Origin of the sequence: Enterococcus rivorum (assembly GCF_001742285.1) — a bacterium.
Taxonomy (GTDB): domain Bacteria; phylum Bacillota; class Bacilli; order Lactobacillales; family Enterococcaceae; genus Enterococcus_L; species Enterococcus_L rivorum.
In genome coordinates this window covers 14,106-32,673 of sequence record NZ_MIEK01000005.1, presented here as the reverse complement: position 1 = coordinate 32,673, position 18,568 = coordinate 14,106, and the positions used below count along the sequence as shown (strand labels likewise).

At 36.0% G+C, this 18,568-nt stretch carries 12 protein-coding genes; all 12 read right to left on the bottom strand.

Features of this window, described 5'->3' with window-relative positions; all coding sequences use genetic code 11:
- Positions 1-12: 12 nt before the first annotated feature.
- On the bottom strand, positions 13-2,184 hold the full coding sequence (locus BCR26_RS02665; protein WP_069697424.1) for a DUF3991 domain-containing protein: 2,172 nt from the start codon (positions 2,182-2,184) through the stop codon (positions 13-15).
- 42 nt (positions 2,185-2,226) lie between these two features.
- Positions 2,227-3,468 (bottom strand): MobP2 family relaxase, encoded by a 1,242-nt coding sequence (gene mobP2, locus BCR26_RS02660; protein WP_069697423.1) that lies wholly within the window; start codon positions 3,466-3,468, stop codon positions 2,227-2,229.
- Positions 3,465-3,932, bottom strand: a complete 468-nt coding sequence (locus BCR26_RS02655; RefSeq protein ID WP_084386993.1) for a hypothetical protein — start codon at positions 3,930-3,932, stop codon at positions 3,465-3,467. Before BCR26_RS02655 ends, mobP2 begins: the two co-directional genes overlap by 4 nt.
- The gene (locus BCR26_RS02650; protein WP_069697422.1) at positions 3,933-4,202 is read right to left on the bottom strand and encodes a hypothetical protein; all 270 of its coding nucleotides are present in this window, start codon (positions 4,200-4,202) and stop codon (positions 3,933-3,935) included. It lies immediately after the preceding gene.
- Between the two features lie 244 nt (positions 4,203-4,446).
- A complete protein-coding gene (locus tag BCR26_RS02645; protein ID WP_069697421.1) occupies positions 4,447-5,298 on the bottom strand; it encodes a hypothetical protein in 852 nt (283 codons plus the stop codon).
- Positions 5,299-5,300: 2 nt separating this feature from the next.
- Positions 5,301-5,966 (bottom strand): hypothetical protein, encoded by a 666-nt coding sequence (locus BCR26_RS02640; protein WP_069697420.1) that lies wholly within the window; start codon positions 5,964-5,966, stop codon positions 5,301-5,303.
- A 39-nt stretch (positions 5,967-6,005) separates the two neighbouring features.
- Entirely contained in the window at positions 6,006-7,151 is a 1,146-nt protein-coding gene (locus BCR26_RS02635) for a lysozyme family protein (protein WP_069697419.1), read from the bottom strand.
- 17 nt (positions 7,152-7,168) lie between these two features.
- On the bottom strand, positions 7,169-9,793 hold the full coding sequence (locus tag BCR26_RS02630; RefSeq protein ID WP_139124859.1) for an ATP-binding protein: 2,625 nt from the start codon (positions 9,791-9,793) through the stop codon (positions 7,169-7,171).
- Between the two features lie 47 nt (positions 9,794-9,840).
- On the bottom strand, positions 9,841-10,149 hold the full coding sequence (locus BCR26_RS02625) for a DUF5592 family protein (protein ID WP_069697417.1): 309 nt from the start codon (positions 10,147-10,149) through the stop codon (positions 9,841-9,843).
- Positions 10,149-12,365 carry a pLS20_p028 family conjugation system transmembrane protein gene (locus BCR26_RS02620; RefSeq protein ID WP_069697416.1) on the bottom strand — a complete coding sequence of 739 codons (2,217 nt, stop codon included), beginning with the start codon at positions 12,363-12,365 and terminating at the stop codon, positions 10,149-10,151. Before BCR26_RS02620 ends, BCR26_RS02625 begins: the two co-directional genes overlap by 1 nt.
- A gap of 9 nt (positions 12,366-12,374) precedes the next feature.
- Positions 12,375-14,873: a VirD4-like conjugal transfer protein, CD1115 family gene (locus BCR26_RS02615; RefSeq protein ID WP_245676901.1), complete on the bottom strand. Its 2,499-nt coding sequence runs from the start codon at positions 14,871-14,873 to the stop codon at positions 12,375-12,377.
- Positions 14,874-14,889: 16 nt separating this feature from the next.
- Positions 14,890-18,567, bottom strand: coding sequence for a hypothetical protein (locus tag BCR26_RS02610; RefSeq protein WP_069697414.1), 3,678 nt, complete (start codon positions 18,565-18,567; stop codon positions 14,890-14,892).
- Position 18,568 lies beyond the last annotated feature (1 nt).

Below are 18,568 nucleotides of genomic sequence, written 5' to 3'. Positions count from 1 at the left end.
CCATTTTCTTTTTTATCTTGATAAGTTTTGTTGTTGCTGCGTTCGTTGATATTGATTTTCTCGTTGACTTTCCAAGTGTCTATATTCTTCTAACCGTGCGACTCTTTCTCTTTTTGCGGCTAACTCTGCTAACCAGTTGACCCCAATCTTCGGACGCAATGAAGTAACTTTTATTTCTTCCCCTTGATCCGTTTTCAACGTTCTGTTTTCTAAATTAAAATCCTCCAGCTGAGAGACATCATCGAGTAATTGCATTCCACTTTGATTGTTCCCAACACACATTTCAATTTTTTCAATCTTAGCTCCTGAAGCTAATTTTATATTAATATTGTTTGCGACATATTCTGGATTGGCGTCTGACAACGAAAAGAGGATTGTATCCTTCAATTGATCTACATTTAGCGACCAATAACTAAGCAAGTCCTCTGGCGTTTGAAAGAATGTGATTTTATTGGGCTTGCCTAATGTAATATTAAATCCATAACCTTCTAGTGACAGGTCCATGATCTTTTGTTCATAACCCACACGGCCAAAAGCTTTTTTATCCTGGAAAGTTCCTCTTATTTGACCACCGACAACAGTTCCTGACTGATTCCATAAATAGATAATTCGATCATTCACATCTTGACGAATCATGCCTTTTTGTACTAACGCACCCACGATAGACGGGTGAATGCCAAAGCGATCAACGAGTTGTTCCTTAATCTTCATTTTTGAATCCGAATCTTGAATGTAATACGTGAACTCTTCTTTCTTTTGTCCATAAACAAAATCAGGTTCTAGTTGCTTGGCTGCAAGCGGAACTTTCTCAGTAATTAATCCTTTCGCCCGTTCAGACTTCACATAATCGTTCCAATCATTTTGAACAGTTTCAACCACTTCGTAATTCTTCTCAGAATAAAGAGCATATACTCTTTCAAACTTGTGATTAACAAATAATTGGTCAGTGCTATTCCACTTCTCGTCAGGATATAGTCGAATTAATGTTTCAGGTGTTAAATGCTTTTCTTGTATTGTAGCAGCTATTTTGGTCAATGCAGCTCTTACATCAATTGGTCCGATTTTCTCTTCACTCTTGTCTGAAATAGCTAATGCACTTTGAATATCATACTCATTCGCAATTTTGTTGTCGTTCGACATATTCGTTTCAACTTTATGAATAGTAGCTAACATTTCCCACGTTGCTTCTGGAAACTCTTGTGACAATTCTTGATACAAGTCAAAATGTTCTTTAGAAATTTGATTGTTAAAAGGAATCATATTGACATTTGGCGTTGCCTTTCCAGCTTTTTTTTTAGCGATATTTAGATAGTGATAGGCATAATCGTATAATCGGTGACCAGCAGAATCGTTGTCTACACCATAGAAGATCCCGTCTTTTGGCAACTGGTTAAAATTCTGATACGTTTCCTGAATATACTGAATCAGTGAATTTTTCTTTAAGCCTTCCATGCTCATTAAACGGCAATTTGTTAACTCCTTATGCGTCGACCAGAAGGATAATAAATCAATACTTGATTCAAAAAAATAATATGCTTCAGGATTTCCAAGTGTAATGTTAAACCCGTAATTCCGTTTTGAATTTTTTGCAATAAATTTGGCCGTGCCGCGTTTCCCATATCTTTCGTGGTCTATAATTGTTCCTTGCGACGTAGCGCCGACGATTTCCCCATTTGCTAATCCATTCTCTCTCCAAGCAAAAACAACACTTTTGTATTGCTTATCTTGATAAACATAACCATTTTCTATCAAGTAATCTACAATTTCACGATCAATGCCACGCTCGTCTACTAGATATTTTTTGACACGTTCTGTCGTCTTTTCATGTTTGTAAGGATACTTAAATTCTTCTTGCTCTTCTGCTTCTTCATCATATCCCTGGTGCTGCTCAAACTCCTCACCAAGTAAAAAGGAAACAGATTGTCTGAAATTGTATCCTTCGTAATCCATCAATAGACGAATAATGTTATTCCCTTTGTGCTGCCCATTGTGATAGAAGTAATTCTTTTTGCGGTCAACAACAATTGACTTATGACCCTTGATATAATACTTTGGATACCGACCACCGCCCTTCAATTCTCCAGAGCCATGAGCTCCTAAAAACTCGTAAATATCCACTGATTCAGCTTTTTTAATTTCTTCTTTGCTAAATATTTTTACCGTTTTCTTTTCTACAGCTGCCATTTCTTTACTCCTCCTTGAATAAAAGAAAGAAGCCACTAGTAATTAGTAGCTCCTTCCTGAATTTTGTTCTAAGTCACGTTTCCTTTGCTGCTCTTTCCTAAACTCTTCCCGTCGATAGGAGAGTTGATTCAAATAATCCTGCTTAGTTTCTTCCAATAATTGACTCACTCGGTTGAGCGTCTTTTTTGTTACAGCTGGTGCTCTTAATTTTTCAACATAACGTTGAATGTCTTCAGGTGTGTATTGATTCTTCACTTTCCATTCTTCACGGGCTACCATTGAAGACATTTCTTTTAACAAAGCATTTCCCATATTTTTAAATAGTGTTTCATATTGATTATCTTTGTATGTTTTGCCACCATTAGATTGAATCGCTTCTTGTCCATATGCTTTCAAAAAGAAGTCGGATTGGTCTGTTAGTAGTTCGTCCAACTCCTTCAGACTATCAGGATTATTCATTACCATGATTTGTTGAGACAAGCTATCCAGTAACGGCCGAAAATTTATCATTGCTTGATTTCCGTATTTCCATAAGCGACGATCTTTAGGTAACGTGTTAAGCAACTGACTCATTCCTCTCATGACTTGTAGATTCTTTGAATACCCTTGATCCAATGAATTCTTCACAAGCTGCTGTCTCAGCAAAAAAGAAATTCTCGAAAGTGTTGGATCTCGATTCGCAATTTGATTCCCAAACTTACTTTTCATCGCTCGTTGAGTCGCTGGTGGAATCTTTGCTCTATATACCTCTTTCTCTTTGTAGGTCATCTTTTTCAAGGTTGCTTCAGGTTCAGTTGTCACCATCATTACGTGGACATGGATATTATCTGTATCATAATGAATAGCTCCAGCCCACTCAGCCGATTGATCCAGGCCCATGTCAATGATCATTTTATTCATTGCACATCGAGTAGCTTCCTTCAGAGCATCTTCATCAATGAAGTGATGCTCGCCTTTTCGGTATAGCCCCAATTCTTTTAGATACTCATTGTCAAAACTGTAGACAGTTTGCCACATTGGGCTCTCCTTAGCCTGTGCTACTTTAAACAATTCTTTTAATTCTTTTTTTCGAGTCTGATCTAAAGCGTCCTGCCTTCCGTCGAAAAGAGCAGTCATCCGAATGGCTTCATTGGTTGGTATTTCGTTTTCAAAAGCAAAATACTTATCCATATTATTGATACGTTTTGATTTGTCCTTATCTAAATAATTGATGGCTGCTTTATATCTTTTGTCACCTGGACTAATGAATTTATTTCTTTGAACTATACCAGCAGCGATTGTCATTCGTCATTCGTTCCTTTTGCTACTTCTTTTGATGCCTTTCGTTGTTTGAAATGCTCAATCTGTTTGACAATCTTTTCTTCTGACATGGCATAAACATTTGATTTGTGGTGATCTGTTGTCACTACGTTGGTATCATCCCACCCATTTTTAACAATAACGTGATTCAGCATTTCCATTAAAATTTTTGTTTGCTTATCTGCATACCCTGTACGAATTCGTAACGGGTCCAAGTAAGTACGTTTCAGTGAACTGACGACGGACTCGGCAGCCATTTCCGCAATCGTAGTAGCTACAAGAGCGTTTGCGCCTTGCGTTTTGTGTTCGTTGATTATTTTTCTTAACGCCTCGCTAAAGTCGCTACAGGAGTTTTCCTGCCAGTATCGTAGAACGTACTCTAGTTGTTCGGAATCCAACGCAACATGTTTCCCTGACCTTTTAATCCCTTCAGGTTTTATTTTTACCATTTAATCTCCTCCATTGATATAACGAAGCAACTCTTTGACCTCCATCAACACTTTGGTGTTTGCTTCCATGATTTCATTTGTTTCCTTTTGTATCTGGACCATTCGATACTGAACGTCTACGACTTCCTCAGTGTCAGCGAGTTTTATTAGGTGCTCATACAGATATTGATTCAGCGATTTATCTCCTGCTTTTTTCATTAGTCGTACTTTTTTGTCATAAGGAAAACGCCGAATGCGGAGTTCGTCAAACGGTTTTACGATTCGAGTCACGGGGGGGCGGACCTCCTTTCAACTTGTTTGAAAAAGTTTCTAAATTTACTCGTGGAGTTGCGAAGCAACGGAACGAGAAATTTTAAGAAAGAGCATAAGGGAAATCTGTACCCACATACGTGTGTAACCCAGCAGTGCTGGGTGATTTTAGTGGGTACAAGGACGGTGCAGAACCGACGTGTTAGCAACATAGTTCCAACATAGTTCCAACACAAGTCCAACGGACTTCCAACACATAATTCTTTTATTCAGTTGTTTCTTTTTCAATCCGTTCTTGAATTTTACTTATTTGTTTTTCAATTTCCTGATTCTCACTTTTTATGCGCTGAATATTTCCTTCATTGGTTATATTAGCAGCTTTTACTTGTTCAATTGCAATGTTCGTTTGAACAACTTCTTCTTCCGTTTGGAATTCTTTTTCATCTTCATACTGTTGAATATTTTTATTGTTTACCTCTATGGACTGTTCATTTTTTCTTACTTCCTTATTGTTAGCTTGGATTAATTTTTTCTTTTTACTAATCTGATACTCAAATGAATTCAACAAAACAAGTTGCTTACTTGGCTTTACAACTTTAACGTTTTGTTCTTTTTTACTTGCAACTATAACTTGTCCTCCAGATTTTTCTTCTTTAGCAAATTGTAAAGAAACCCGAAAGGCTTCCCATTTTTCTGGCAAGGAACTCATGTACAGAGTGTAGTATCCTTTGTCTCCAGTTATGACTTCCATTTTGACTTTAACATTTTCTGCATTAAAAAATTCAACTGTTGGCACAAGTTCTTTTGATAAATCATTTAGTGAAGGTTCAGGATTTGCAAGAGTAAAAACAGCTGTCCTTTTTTCTTTGTCTACTTTTTTTTCGATAAATTCATATTGAACCCCACCTATGATTACCTTGCTGCCCACCTTCGTTGACCTTATATCAGAACCTGACTCAACGAATACACCGTATGAAATCATTGTTGTGTAAGTCAAAACGACCACTACAAAATAGACAATGTACCAAATTGATTGGTGTCTCCTACGTTTTGTCTCCATTGCTTCCCAACGATCACGAAGACGATCTAACCAATTTTGATTTCTTCCACTCTCCATGTTTATTCACCTAAAAAAAATTCACTTGGAATATCGTGAAGTATAACTGATTCTTCTAAGTGATCCACTTTCCAAGAATTTTTTTTGTCTGATACTAGGGTAAGCCTAATAACATAATTGTTTTCATAGCTGGCATTTCCATTCACTCTAGTTGAAACTGTTCCCAATGTAATTGTTTGCGCTGTGTTCACATTCTTCTCACTATGAACATAGGTTGTGTATCTTTCTAAACGGGTTACTACTTGTTCAATAGACTTATCCTTTATATTGAATGGTATTAAGTTGTCAATAGCCTTATCTGTCATAATTGGTTGCAGCATCTTCATATTTTCTTTCATTTTATCGGTTGAATTTGTGTAATAGCCTTCAACAAATTCTTTAGATGTCTTTAACAAATTAACCGATTGAAACTCCCTCTCTTCGTAACCTTCTAATAGTTTAGACTGCTTACCCCATTCCTTTTTTAAGGACTCTAGATTTTCTGCTGAGTTTTCTTTCTCAGCTGATTGATCCAGCACCTCCACGTCTACTGATTGAGACTTCTCTTTTTCCTCCTGGTTAAAAAGAGTCACAATAAACATAAAGAGGACTCCGCCTAAGAAAAAGAGCAACAAAATAATTGGAGAGGGAGCCATTTTTTTCTCTTCTTTTTTCTCACTATCACTCATTTAACATTCCTTCTTTCTTTTTTATGAACGACTCTATTTTCAGTTTTTACCAAACAAAATTGGTTGTGGATCAATTAACATGTCAGAACTCAAACTACTATTTTTACACATTTCAAGGTGCAAGTGCGCCCCAAAACTGTCACCTGTATTTCCAACGTACCCTATTAATTCTCCTTGCTTCACTTGCCGTCCTACAGTTGCTACCAATCGAGATTGGTGAGCATACAGAGTGACCGCACCACCTTCATGTTGTATTACAATGTAGTTTCCCCAAGATTTATGCGTTGTTGAAATGGTGACCGTTCCTGCTTTACTTGCATAAATAGGTTCCCCCTCATTGGCTGCCATATCTAACCCTCTGTGAAGGTCAGGAGCACCATTAAGAATTCGATAACCAAACGGTGAACTAATGGTGTAATTTTTCAATGGAACTACAAAACCATCCATTCCTGCTTGTAGATCTCCCGTTGCATCGGTTCCTTCACTTCCTTCAGCAATATATTGAAAACAAAGTTCTGCATAGAAAAAATTCCCACTATCACGGTACAAATAAGTCCGTCCATCTTTTTGAGAAACGGCATTTACATAATTGTATTTTGTTCCAGCTGAAGGAAATCCATTCGCTCTTTGAATTGGTGCCATGTAGTCACGAGAATACATTTCTGCAACATCGACCGAGTGTCTTTTTGCATTTTGTTGTAACCATAAGGGATAGTAGCTACCGTAATTGTATCCTTGTACAATTGCTTTTTTATCGTCTGCCATTCCAGCTTTTTTTGCATTCTGTAGTGTTTGATAATAATGAGCAACACCTTGTTTAATCGATAACTCTGGTCCGCTTATACCATTTGGATCTAAACCTGCACTCTCACTACTCTGCATTGGATCTAGGCCTTTCCCACCTGATTCAACCATCATAATAGCTAATAAGAAAGGAACCTCCGAAGAGATTCCTTTCTCACTTGCATATTTTTCAACTGTAGATTTGTGTGCTAACACTTCTGGGGCAAGATTTTTATTTCCTGAAACTACACCACTTGATACCGATTCTTCTGAGGATTGAAAAGCCATAAACATACTAGACATAACAACAATGACAACGGCCATTCCCAACACCCACAACAGGTTAGATAGAACAAAGACAATTATTTTTTTCTTCAATCGACGTTTTAAGTATTCTTTCATGAATGCACCACCCCGCTTTAAGAAGCTTCTTGTTTGCGGCCGCCACCGTCAAATAGCTCCAGTTCTTCAGACGAAGCATAAACGGTCATTTCATATGCTTCCTCCGAATTAATTTTTAGTAATGTTTGATGTGGTTTAAAGCGACCTACCGTTTGTGCTTGATTTTCAGTTAAGTCTCCGCCATTTTCTTCACTCAAATTTCTCAACTCTTTGTCTCCAGGTCTAAAGAAGAAGCGATACTGCATAAAGTCGTAAATATCATCCAGGTCACCGTCTTCATCTTTGTTTCTGGATACCAACGATCGAATACTTTGTGTATCCAAACATAAACCAGCATATCGTTTTCTAGCTTCACGAGCGAATGTATTAAAGTAACTTACCATTCGTGGGTTGCTTTGATTTAACAAATTATGTGCTTCAGCCATAAAGAACATACTCCGCCTAATTTCTTCAAATGTTATTTCATTGGCATGATACTTTTTAGTTTCAACACGACCATTAATAAACATTGTACTCTGAAAAAGATTAAAAGCATTGAACAATTGAGCATTAACGTAGCGTTGGTCAAAGCTGCTTAACCCGTCAATGTTAAAAAATAAAATCTGTTGATTGGAAAGATCTGGAACAGTCGTTGGCCCATTAAACATATCGTTTGTTGTTTTAATTAATTTCGTCAGTGTTGTATGAATGTTAAAAAGATGTTCTCCATAGAAGTTCTTAGCTTCTTTCATTTCTTCTTCAATGAGAGAAATCAAATCAGTCAAGATTGGGTATTTGTCTGGACTAAGACCCGTAACTTGACTTACATCACCAGAACTATCCTTAAATTTGAACAAAACATACAAGTCATCAACAAGGTTATCAAAAATATCTAATTCAGCAGTCGGTGCTTCAGGTTTAAGAATGGAATACCATGTTGCCAATTTTGATTGGTGGAAAGTCATACAAGCCTTTTGATCGACTTCAAGCGTTCGGTCATTGATTGCCAATGCAAACACCTCAAAAATATTTAGTCGGCCATCCTGACCGTCCAAACGTAATATACTTCCTCCTAAAGCAAGGATTAATTTTGTAAACTCACCACTCTTATCAAAGCCTCGTATCATTCCGTTTCGGCCAGCAAGATCTCTCATTATTTTTTTCATGAGCGTTGTTTTCCCATAACCCATTAATCCAGTAAGTAAAATATTATAAAATGTACGACTCGAATCTAACTCGAAAAAGTCTAGCATCATTTGGCCACCAGTATTAGAAATCCCAATGTATTGTCCTCTTGCATCCATTTTATACACTTGGTTTGCTGGATAACTTGCTCCGAACACTGTACTGGATACGTCTAGTCCTGTCCGTCTATTTGGCAACATTTCCTGAGAATAGTAATCAAGAAACAAGGACAGCCACTCTTCTCTTTGTTCGATTGTTAAGTTTGCAACGCCAAACTCCTCACGCTCTAATTTCTTTTTCGTTTCAATTACACGCTTCTCCAAAGCGTCCAATGTATCTGCATAAAGATATAACCGAACAATAATAAACTTCAATATATCTCTTTTTTTGCGAATGTTTTTTGACAGCTTCAGCAAAGCATAGTAATCATCATTTGCAATTTCTTTTACAGTTGCGTCCTTATGATTGTGTCTCTTGTCGTCAAGTTCACGTAAAGAAGCAGCAATATCATTATGCAAGTTTTCGTCTTCTTGTGTTGCTACATCAATCGTCAAAAGCTTATCCTTAATTTTTGTAAAAGGGTGAAGCCACAAATAATCAGGATCACTTTGTAATCGGTAAGTATGTAGACAAGTAGACCAACCAGCACCTGTTTGTACAGCTGTTTCTCTGAATTTTAAATTCCCTTGTGGTTGAATGCGAACCATCATTTCAACATTAATATGGTCTTCTAATATTTTCTTAGATTTCACTTTAAATCCTCTAGGTGGATTAGGGGCAAGCTTTAATGTTGGATTGTTCATTCTAAAGAGCAATTGAATCTTTTCTTCTCTTGTTAACTTTTCCATAACCAAGAGGCCACAGCATTTGTAAAAATCACTAATGTTTTCTCTTAGCTTTTCTTCATCGTACCCATAAATAAATACAAAGTATTCTTCCATTTGTCGATATTTACCAATAAAAGACAACTCTGCATATTTAGTTTCTAATACAGAGCGTTGAACAGGATCAGTTGTTTTTTGGTACATATTTTTGTAGTAGTTTTGTTGAGATATTGTATTCACCGGGGAATGAATTGATAATATTTTAAATGGTGGTTCATATAGGCTAGATAACGCTCCATAGCTACTCATGATTTGCTTGAACTCATTTTGTTTCATGCCAAACAGATTATGTCCACGCATTTTTACTACTTCAAAAAAACCACCAGAATATTTGACAAAGCTTTCTTCTTTCGATTCACCCCATGCACTAATAGGATGTATATCTAAAATTTTCTTTAGATTTTTTTTCATTTTTTTATTCTGTTTTTTTTCTTGTTTAGACAATTTTACTGTCAATTCTTCAACCGCTTTTTGCCGATTTCTTTTTTGTATCTTATTAGGCCTGTTCTCTTCTTTATCAGGCAATGTGGTTGGATTTAGAGTAAATGATATTTTTGTTTTCTTTTCTTTTTTTTCAGGTATTTCAAACTTCAATCCTATTGCCTCCTGATTTTTAATTTTATTTTGCTACCCTATTGATATTATTTGAACTCACGAACGTCAATTGATCGAAAAGGAAGATACTCTTTAAAAAAGTATCTCCTTAAAATCAACCAAAGCATATTGTAATTTTTTTGTTTTGGATTTTCTTTTGGTGGCTTCACTAGAAAAACAGCATTTAGAAAAGTGAAAATGACAAAAGGTATCTCAAAAAGAGGAAAAACGATTCCTCTTATGAAAAAACTAATCACTGTCACCACAATAATAAATATGAAGTCTGGTAGTGAAAGCCAACCCTTAATCTCACGTTTAGGTCTAATACTCTCAACGTTCTCTAATTTTTGACTCATTAGTTACCCTCCCTATCTTTTCTAGGTACAAAATCTTCTAAAGCTTTCTTTGAAGTGTTCTTACCTAATTGTTTATAGCTTTGGTACACTTTTCTTTCTTCCGCTTTTTTAATTTGACGATCCGCCCACTTATTACTGATTACATCTGATAACGTATCCTTAGTAAGTGGTTGACCTGAGTTTGCCAAATCTTGTTTAAACTGTTGTACACCTGGCAATGATTGAATCGCCGCTGGAACACTTGCATTCAACATGGTTGGTGCTATACTTCCAGTGAACCCACCACCACCAATTGCTTGTTGAGTAAAGCTGGTAGGCATTTGACTTATAGGTGCCATTGCTGGAACAGAAAGTATTTTCGCCAACCTTGCTGACGATGGATTGCTTAATGGAGCCATAAATCCGCCTTGCTTCAATTCTTGGAATCCTGACATCGCTTTGATTGCTTCAGGCATTTGAGCAGACATTCCGTTAGTCGAACCACTAGGAGAACTTAAAGCAGTTTGAATCGCAGCCTGACTAGCCATTCCAACGCTATTCCCTCTCGTGGTTGCCATTGAATTCATTGCAGCACCAATTTCTTGGCTAAGTGGTGAAGCTTTTGCCATTGCGCCTTGTGGAATAGCTGACTGTGAGCCAATTGCAGAAACACCAGGAATCGAACCATTTTCAGTAGCCTCTTCCATTTCTTTCTCTAATAATGGTGCCGTAGCTGAAATGCCCTCCAATCCTGATGGTGGTTTTGGAGCTGTCAATCCTTGCCCTGGGTCTACGGAATCAATTCCATCTTGATTTAAATTGGAACTATCTTCACTATCTGCTGATTTATTAGAAAGAGAATCGCCTTCAGTACCTTGCAATTCGTCCTTAACAGATTGATTGAATGATTCTCGTTCCTGATCACTCATTTCTTTATTTGGGTCAGCTGTTGCATTTGTTGGTTGATTATCATTATTTTTTTCTGCTGTCATTTCGTCTTCAAGTGTATCTTTTCCAAAATGATCCATTGCACCTGCACCGATACCAGCGGCAAAGTTCGCACCTTTTTTGATTTTGTCTTTAGCAGAATCAAAAGAGTTTTTTAGCCCTTTCCCTAATTTTTTACCTGCAAATGCTGCACCAATAGCAGAGGCCCCAATTGCTTTTGCCTCTGAACGTACACCACCGTCTTGTCCAGTAATTTCTTGAATAATATACGGCCCTTCAACAACAATTAATGCTAAGAAAAACTGGATAAAAATTTGTTGAATCTTATTAATATCAATCGTTCCAGTGTAGGCCGATAACATTCGATAAAGCTTTAAAGAAACAGCAAACATCACAATGTTAATCGACGTATTGACTATTCCTGTTATTACCTTCATCACTTTCGACGATTCAATGAGATCACTAAAACTAAAGAATGGAGCAATCATGCCGTTGTAAGCTGAATTATAGATACATTTCGTATATTTAAAACTTGCGGCCAGAAGAACAATTCCTGTTGTAATCAACTGAAAAACAATAATCCACGGGTGCCATGAATACCTGTAATAGCTTTCATCCATTTTAAACATGCCCCGATCTAAAGGTACAACTGTGGCTTCTCCATCTATAGTAATAAAAACTTTTTTATTAAATATTTCTTTTGTAATAGGATTATCTGATTTTATTTCTTTCGGCTTCACCTCTGCTGTTATATCCATTAATCGCAGTGAAGTAGCGTCATAATCAATAGATTTTACCTTTTTAGTACTTTCCCAATTGAACGAATCAAATGTTGTCACATCATAGATATTCGCTTTAATAATTTGATCCGCAGTTGTGGAGTCTTCTCCGTAAATACTTTTAGCAACTTTAAATGCTCCATTTGTTAAGGTATACGTTAATGTCAATCCGACGACAATAACGCCCACACCTAACAAGATATTATTTAGTAATGATTTCATCGATGTCTTTTTTGAATTTTGCATATAAGAAATGCAAAATAATAAAATACACACTGCTCCGATACTAAAAATGGCTACTCTATTGTCTTCAACAAATGACTTTAACTGATCTGACTCAATGAAATCAACCATTTTGTAGACAGCATCTAAAAGCGATTCAAAGGCATCAACGATTCCTTTAACTCCTCGAATACAAGCCCATGCAAATTTGCGCCACAACCAGACTAATATATTCGTTACACTTAAATACTCTGAAAATTTATCATAAACTTTAATTAAGTCATCCATTGGCTCCTCCTACTGTTTTTCGGTGAAATACCCCAAGAATTGTAAACTTTCTAAAACTTTCTTATTCTCTTCTTTTTGTAAATAAGAAAAATATTGATCGTAATAATCAAACTCGTCAATTAAATGCTCATTTTCAGGTTTATCTTTTACGAGCGTTTGGTGTATTGTCACTAAATGACCTGGTCCATATACTTCAACCAACTGTTTTCTTTCACCAGGTAAGTAGACGGTATCTATTTTCTCTAAATCCGTTGCAATCTCATTTCCTCCTACTCCTTCATACACGTTATCTAATGCTGCTTCAGGTTCATTCATTATTTCTTGCAGCTCCTTTCTCTTTAAATCGTTCATTTTTTCGTTATCTTGCATTGAAAGAGGACTCTTTATTCTCTCTACAAAGTTTCTTGAATACTGTTCAAGTGGAATGTCTGGCACATAAGGTAACCCTAAATCCTGCCAACTTCCTCCAGGATCAAATTGATCTGTTAAGTATTTATGAGCATACATTAACTTCCCGTCTTCTCCTGTATTGAAAATAGGGTATGGAACAACTGGGTTTCCTTTTAAATCTTGTCTGTGAATCGAACGATCCACCACAACCTCCCCTTCTTCTAATCGACCAAGTTCATAATCTTCTAATAAAGGCCGAACGTCCAAAGTTTCAGTAACCTGTTTATTAATATCAAAAACGCCCCCTGAGCGACTTTGTACCGTGATCTCTTTCTTACCCAGCAGAGCTGAAAAGTCTTCCCTAGCCTTTTGAGAACGGGTCATAAGTAAGAAATAATTCATTGCTTCATCTTCAATCATTTCTCCAACCTTTTCACCATACTTATCATGAAGCTGGTGAGGATGTTGGACATAGAAATCAAATAATATCCCACGACCTGCCCCTACACTCAACATCGAAGACATATTACTAAACCCTGGTAAGTTCCCGAATTCATCCAAAATGATCCGAATTCTTTTTAGCAATTTATCTCCTGGACAATTACTAGCAAATTCACTCAGCACATGATATAACTGGGAGATCCAAGTTGATGCAATAATATAGTTCGTTTGAATGTAATCTGGAAGAACTAAGAAAACCGCTTGTGGTTTGTAATAGTAAAGACATTTCATTCCTTCTCGTGGATCAAATTTACTATTTACAGGCATAATTAAATCATCAACACCAGTAAAGTATTCGTTTTTATTTGGATAAGAGCTGTATTCTTGTTGTTCTACAACAGAAATCTGTCTCTTACAGGTAATTAAATCCCCAAACTCATTTGTAATTTCATAAGATAAAGTGTATTCACCTGGTATCTCAGTGTTTACTATCCCATGAATTTCTACTTCAGCTGTCATGTCAATGACTGTAGAATCTTTTGTACAACGTCTAAAATCAAACGTTGATTTGCTCATCATTTTGGCTACTTTCGGTGCAATAAAGTTTCTAAGTTTTGCTTGTGTTGTTGCAAAAATAGACGATCTCATTTGACCTTCAGCGTATTTAACAGTTGAATATTCCATTTTAGCTGGATTACCAGGAGGTAAACTATCAAAATAGCGATCCAGCAATGTATCGCCACTTTCGTCTGGTGTTCCAAGCTCAACTAGCATGTTAGAAACAGCGTACATTGAAACATATTTTTCTGTTTCTTTTGGACTATCACTCTTTTCAATAAATTCATAACAAAGAGCCAAAATAACCGCATTGACCAAGGCCATTGCGGTTTCCTCCCAAACGGGTTCTTTTGCTTCATCATTGTGATACAACGGATAAGAGAAGGTTTTACAAAGCTCAATTGCATTATCGATATCTTTCTCCAAATATGCTTGCTTTACAAGATCCACACAGTTGTACATGAAGGAACGTTCTAAATGAATCAGATTCAGTACTGAAGGTTCATAACCACGTCGGATATATTCTGGAATTGCAGCAACAGCTAATTCATATTTACCTGAAGCAATAACCAAATGTGGTTTTTCTTCAGAGCGTGAATAAACATCCATGTCGGGTAACACTTTTGTTTGACCTTTAGCAGAACGTGAACGGCCAAGTGTAAAGTTATGAGCTGGATCTGTGTCTATAAACAATTTATCTTTGTGACGAGCCACGATTGTTCCGCTTAAACCTTCATACGTTTCTTCAGAGTTGTTTGATTTTAATGGTACTTGTTTGTATTGTGCTATCAATTCATCCAATGTTGTGAAACGGCTTGTCGCTTTTTTTCCTTCTTCGATTGGTTCGTAGCTTATCTTTATTTTTAGCCACAAAAAATAATAGATTCCAACAGATAGTCCATAAATGATTACATACGTAAAAGAATACCGAATCATATGAAATCCTAACATAGAGGTTGTTGGCATTCCTTCAGGTAGCGCAACAAAAATATTGTAAAAAGCTGAAGTAATCAAATTAGCGAAAAGCGTAGCAACAACAATGACAATTCCCATTAAAACTCGTTTTGCTAAAGGTTGGTCTGCCTTAGCGAAATATTTTTTTAATTTAGAGATAAACACGTTTGCACACTCCTCGCTACATTGACCGTCCAGTTTCTTCTCGGTATGTTTCTCTCATTACTTGGTTTTGAACCAAATGCTTATTTAGCTCCTGACTACGATCATTATTCATAAATTTGGCTAATAGATCCATGCTGCCTAATGAGCATGGAGCAGCATTTAAATGACTTAAATATTCCGCTGCTATTTTTGAACCTGGAAAAGAGAATGTCTCACAGTTACCAGCATCAGTGAATGTCCAACATTCAAAGTTATTCTCACTTTTAGGCGACGAGCGAATCATTAGCTCAGTGTTTTCGTCGGCTAAAAAGAATTGATGACCGTCTACTATCTTCTTATCAAGAGTTAGTAGGCGGTCATGTCTGTATTCTATCGTAGTACCTAATGGATAAGTCTCATTATACACCCAATCAAACAATTGTTCTGATCGTTGTTGTCTGATATTTTTTAAAATATCCCGTTCATGACTAATACTTGGATAACCAAATATTTTCGCATAATTTTCTGATGTAAAAGCCATATCGTCCTTTAGTTCATACAAAGTAGCTAGGCTATCAAGAACGTTGTTCTCAAATGTCAAAGATTTTTCATTCACAAAGTCCATTGCATTAGACACCAACGTGGGGGCATTCTTAAAAATATTTTCAAGAATTTGCTCAACTGAATTAGATGTGACAGGCAACTTATATCGATCATCGATATATAAAAGTTTCATTTGTGTCCGACCGTTTTTAAACTCTACCTCTAAACTGTCGATAACTTCCTGTTCATGTTCCCCAAAAAGACTGCTATCTTGAACAGATAACCATTCTTGCATGTAAGTAACCTGTTGCTCAAATATCCAATTTCTAGCATCCTGAACAGAAGAAAAAACAGGTTCTTTAGTATAATTTTTTTCTTGTAAGAAGGGTTCTGCACGTTCGTTTTTTGACAATTCAAAATATTCAGCAGAGGTTATTGCATTCATTTCTGCTTCCTCACCTCTTGTCCCTTCTAATGCAGCTTCTTTTATAGAAAGATCAATATGTGGATTTTCGATTTTTATTTTTCCAATTGTCTCTAGCCTCATTTGCATTTGTTCAAAGGAAGAAACTTTTTGATCAAAAGACGTTATAATCGACCGATCCTCATAGCTTAGTCTTGTTCCTTCCAAAAACTTAGAATACATTTCAATCACTTGTTCCTTTTCATCAAAAAAAGAGTCCTGTGTTCGTTCTTCCACATCAACTCTTTGATTGTTTAATTCGGTTTTTACTTCATTGGTAAATTCACTACCTTCATTACTCCCAACAAGCGAATGAATATCATGAACAGTCAGTTCTTTATCCGACCATTGATAAGCATATCCTACAGTATCTTCAAAATATTGTTCTATCTCATTGATTCGTTCACTAGAAACAGTATTTTTTAATTGCATATACTCTTCTTCTTTAGAAGATCCATTATCTTCGAGAGCATACATGATTGGATCTTCCTGAAAGAAAGTATATTCTAGTTTGCTGTCATTGAGTGCTCTAAACAACGTTTTTTCTTCACTTGTTAATGAATCAAAGAATGATAAGAAATTTTGTTTATCTGGAGATAGGTTTGATCTTGCTTCCTTGACCTCTTTACTTTCACGGATTTTTTGTGCTCTTTCTTTAGCAAGCTGCTGTAAGTCCTCAGAAGCTTCTGTACCTCTAGTATCTTCCCTCACAGCCGTTTGTCCCATAAGTTCATTTAATGGTTCATAATGGACATGATCAATTAAATACTCCACTTCATATTTTTGGTCTGGTTCCAGTGTTTCCTTAATTTTTTGAAGAGTCTCAGCTGACTTCTCTTGTTCATCTTGTAACTCTTTGAGCTGATTTTCTAAATCTGAAATACTCTCACTGAACCCAGAAGTATCTTGTTGTTGCGTTTCATAAAAAGTTTGAAGCCCATTCTCTTCAGCGATATATTCATTTATTCTATCAATTTGTTCTGACCGAAATTCTTGACCTATTGATAATTCAATGACTTTCCGTTGATCTTTTGTCATTTGACTAAGTTGATTAGAAATTTCAACACGTTCTATGTGCTTATTAATACTCTTACGTATATCTTTAGCTATATCATCCTTACCTGCTTCAGCAAAACTATAAGCTATGTTTTCAGGTATACTCATATCATTAGACAACTCTCCTAAAGTTACTAACACTTCTGAAAAACCACGAATGTTTTCAATAGCACCAGAATCACCTATTGTAATTATGCTGTATTCTAAATCAACATCAAATGGATTTGACATCATTTCTTTGGCTTCAGATTTGGTTAAATCTCTAATAACAGCTACTACCTTAGCTTTACTTCCTGAAAAAGGTTCTCCCCATTTGAGAATATTAACAGTATTCTCACCTTCTAAATACTGTCCTCCATCAACAACTAATACATAGTCTCCTCCTAAGTGGTAATTTGAAGCATAACTTACAGTTGGTTCCTCTACTATTTTTTGATCACTTAGTTCTTTTTCAATATCAGCAATAACGATTTCATTCCATTTCTTATAAAATTCAGGTTGATTTCTGAACATATTCATAAATTCTTCAGCATTTCCGACCCAACGATCTACCAAGTCAACATTGTCGTCAAAAGAATACTGAATACCTACTTCATTATTTTCATTTGTTCCTAGTTCTATTGAATGAATAGGAATAGATAAATCTACTATTTTACCATCCATATACCCACCGTTTACTGTCCCTTTAATAATCAATTCATCCCCTGAGACCAAATTAGCCTCTTTCAATGACTTAATCCATTCATTTATTCGTTCTAAATCTGTTGACTTACTCAATGTTTCGGCTTTTAGTCTATTTTCTTCTTCTAACAAGATTCCGATTTGTGCTTTTTCTATGACAAATGGTTTTGCTAAATTATCAACAAGTATGCCAAGCTCTTTTTGATCACCGTACTCTTTAGAAAAATATTCTATTTTCTTTTTGTACTTATCTGTACGGTCATCTATAAAGTCACTCAGCTTTAACAACACTTCAGCAGACATGTTGTCCCTGAAATTCTGTAATTCAAATAGATATTTCCCTTCACTCGAATCTAAATAGTGGGCCATTGTGTTAAGATAGGTTTCAATTTGTTGTACATCATATTCAAATGTTGAATCTTCGTTTTTGTAATTCATCCCATCTATTGGATTAAAAGTATATTCTGTTTCTAATACATATGCTTCCCAGCGATCCATGCTTACAGAGTCTTTAAAAGAAGGACATTCATTCGCTTTAAAAAACCAAGCAGTTGACATGTTTGATAAATCTCGTTCAATAGTAGCAAGTCTTTCGGATTTCCAATCGAACATATGAGTTCCTTTAAGTTCATCTCTTAAGGTATGAAATTTGTTTCTAAACTCAAAATTAATTTGATTTACAAGAGCAGATACAATTGCTTCTTCTGCTTTAGAAGGTGCAATCAAGTCAGTTGTTTTATGCAAGTAAAGTTCTGGATTTGATTCCATCCCATCCAAGTGCCCTCTCAACCCATTAATATATTCTTGATTTTCTCGTATTTTCTTTCTATTCGAAATACGAGTAATAATATTTTTTTTCAGGTCAGATTGTTGTTTTTCCATATACTCCAGTCTGCCCTTACCAAGTTCTAAATACTCAGGAAATAAGCTTCTTTGGGCCTCCTGTGCATCGATAGTAAAAATTTTAGCCATT

Excerpts from the sequence above, each read along its gene's own strand:
- BCR26_RS02665 (WP_069697424.1), bottom strand. The coding sequence starts at position 2,184 with ATGGCAGCTGTAGAAAAGAAAACGGTAAAAATATTTAGCAAAGAAGAA.
- mobP2 (WP_069697423.1), bottom strand. The coding sequence starts at position 3,468 with ATGACAATCGCTGCTGGTATAGTTCAAAGAAATAAATTCATTAGTCCA.
- BCR26_RS02655 (WP_084386993.1), bottom strand. The coding sequence starts at position 3,932 with ATGGTAAAAATAAAACCTGAAGGGATTAAAAGGTCAGGGAAACATGTT.
- BCR26_RS02645 (WP_069697421.1), bottom strand. The coding sequence starts at position 5,298 with ATGGAGAGTGGAAGAAATCAAAATTGGTTAGATCGTCTTCGTGATCGT.
- BCR26_RS02640 (WP_069697420.1), bottom strand. The coding sequence starts at position 5,966 with ATGAGTGATAGTGAGAAAAAAGAAGAGAAAAAAATGGCTCCCTCTCCA.
- BCR26_RS02635 (WP_069697419.1), bottom strand. The coding sequence starts at position 7,151 with ATGAAAGAATACTTAAAACGTCGATTGAAGAAAAAAATAATTGTCTTT.
- BCR26_RS02625 (WP_069697417.1), bottom strand. The coding sequence starts at position 10,149 with ATGAGTCAAAAATTAGAGAACGTTGAGAGTATTAGACCTAAACGTGAG.
- BCR26_RS02620 (WP_069697416.1), bottom strand. The coding sequence starts at position 12,365 with ATGGATGACTTAATTAAAGTTTATGATAAATTTTCAGAGTATTTAAGT.
- BCR26_RS02610 (WP_069697414.1), bottom strand. The coding sequence starts at position 18,567 with ATGGCTAAAATTTTTACTATCGATGCACAGGAGGCCCAAAGAAGCTTA.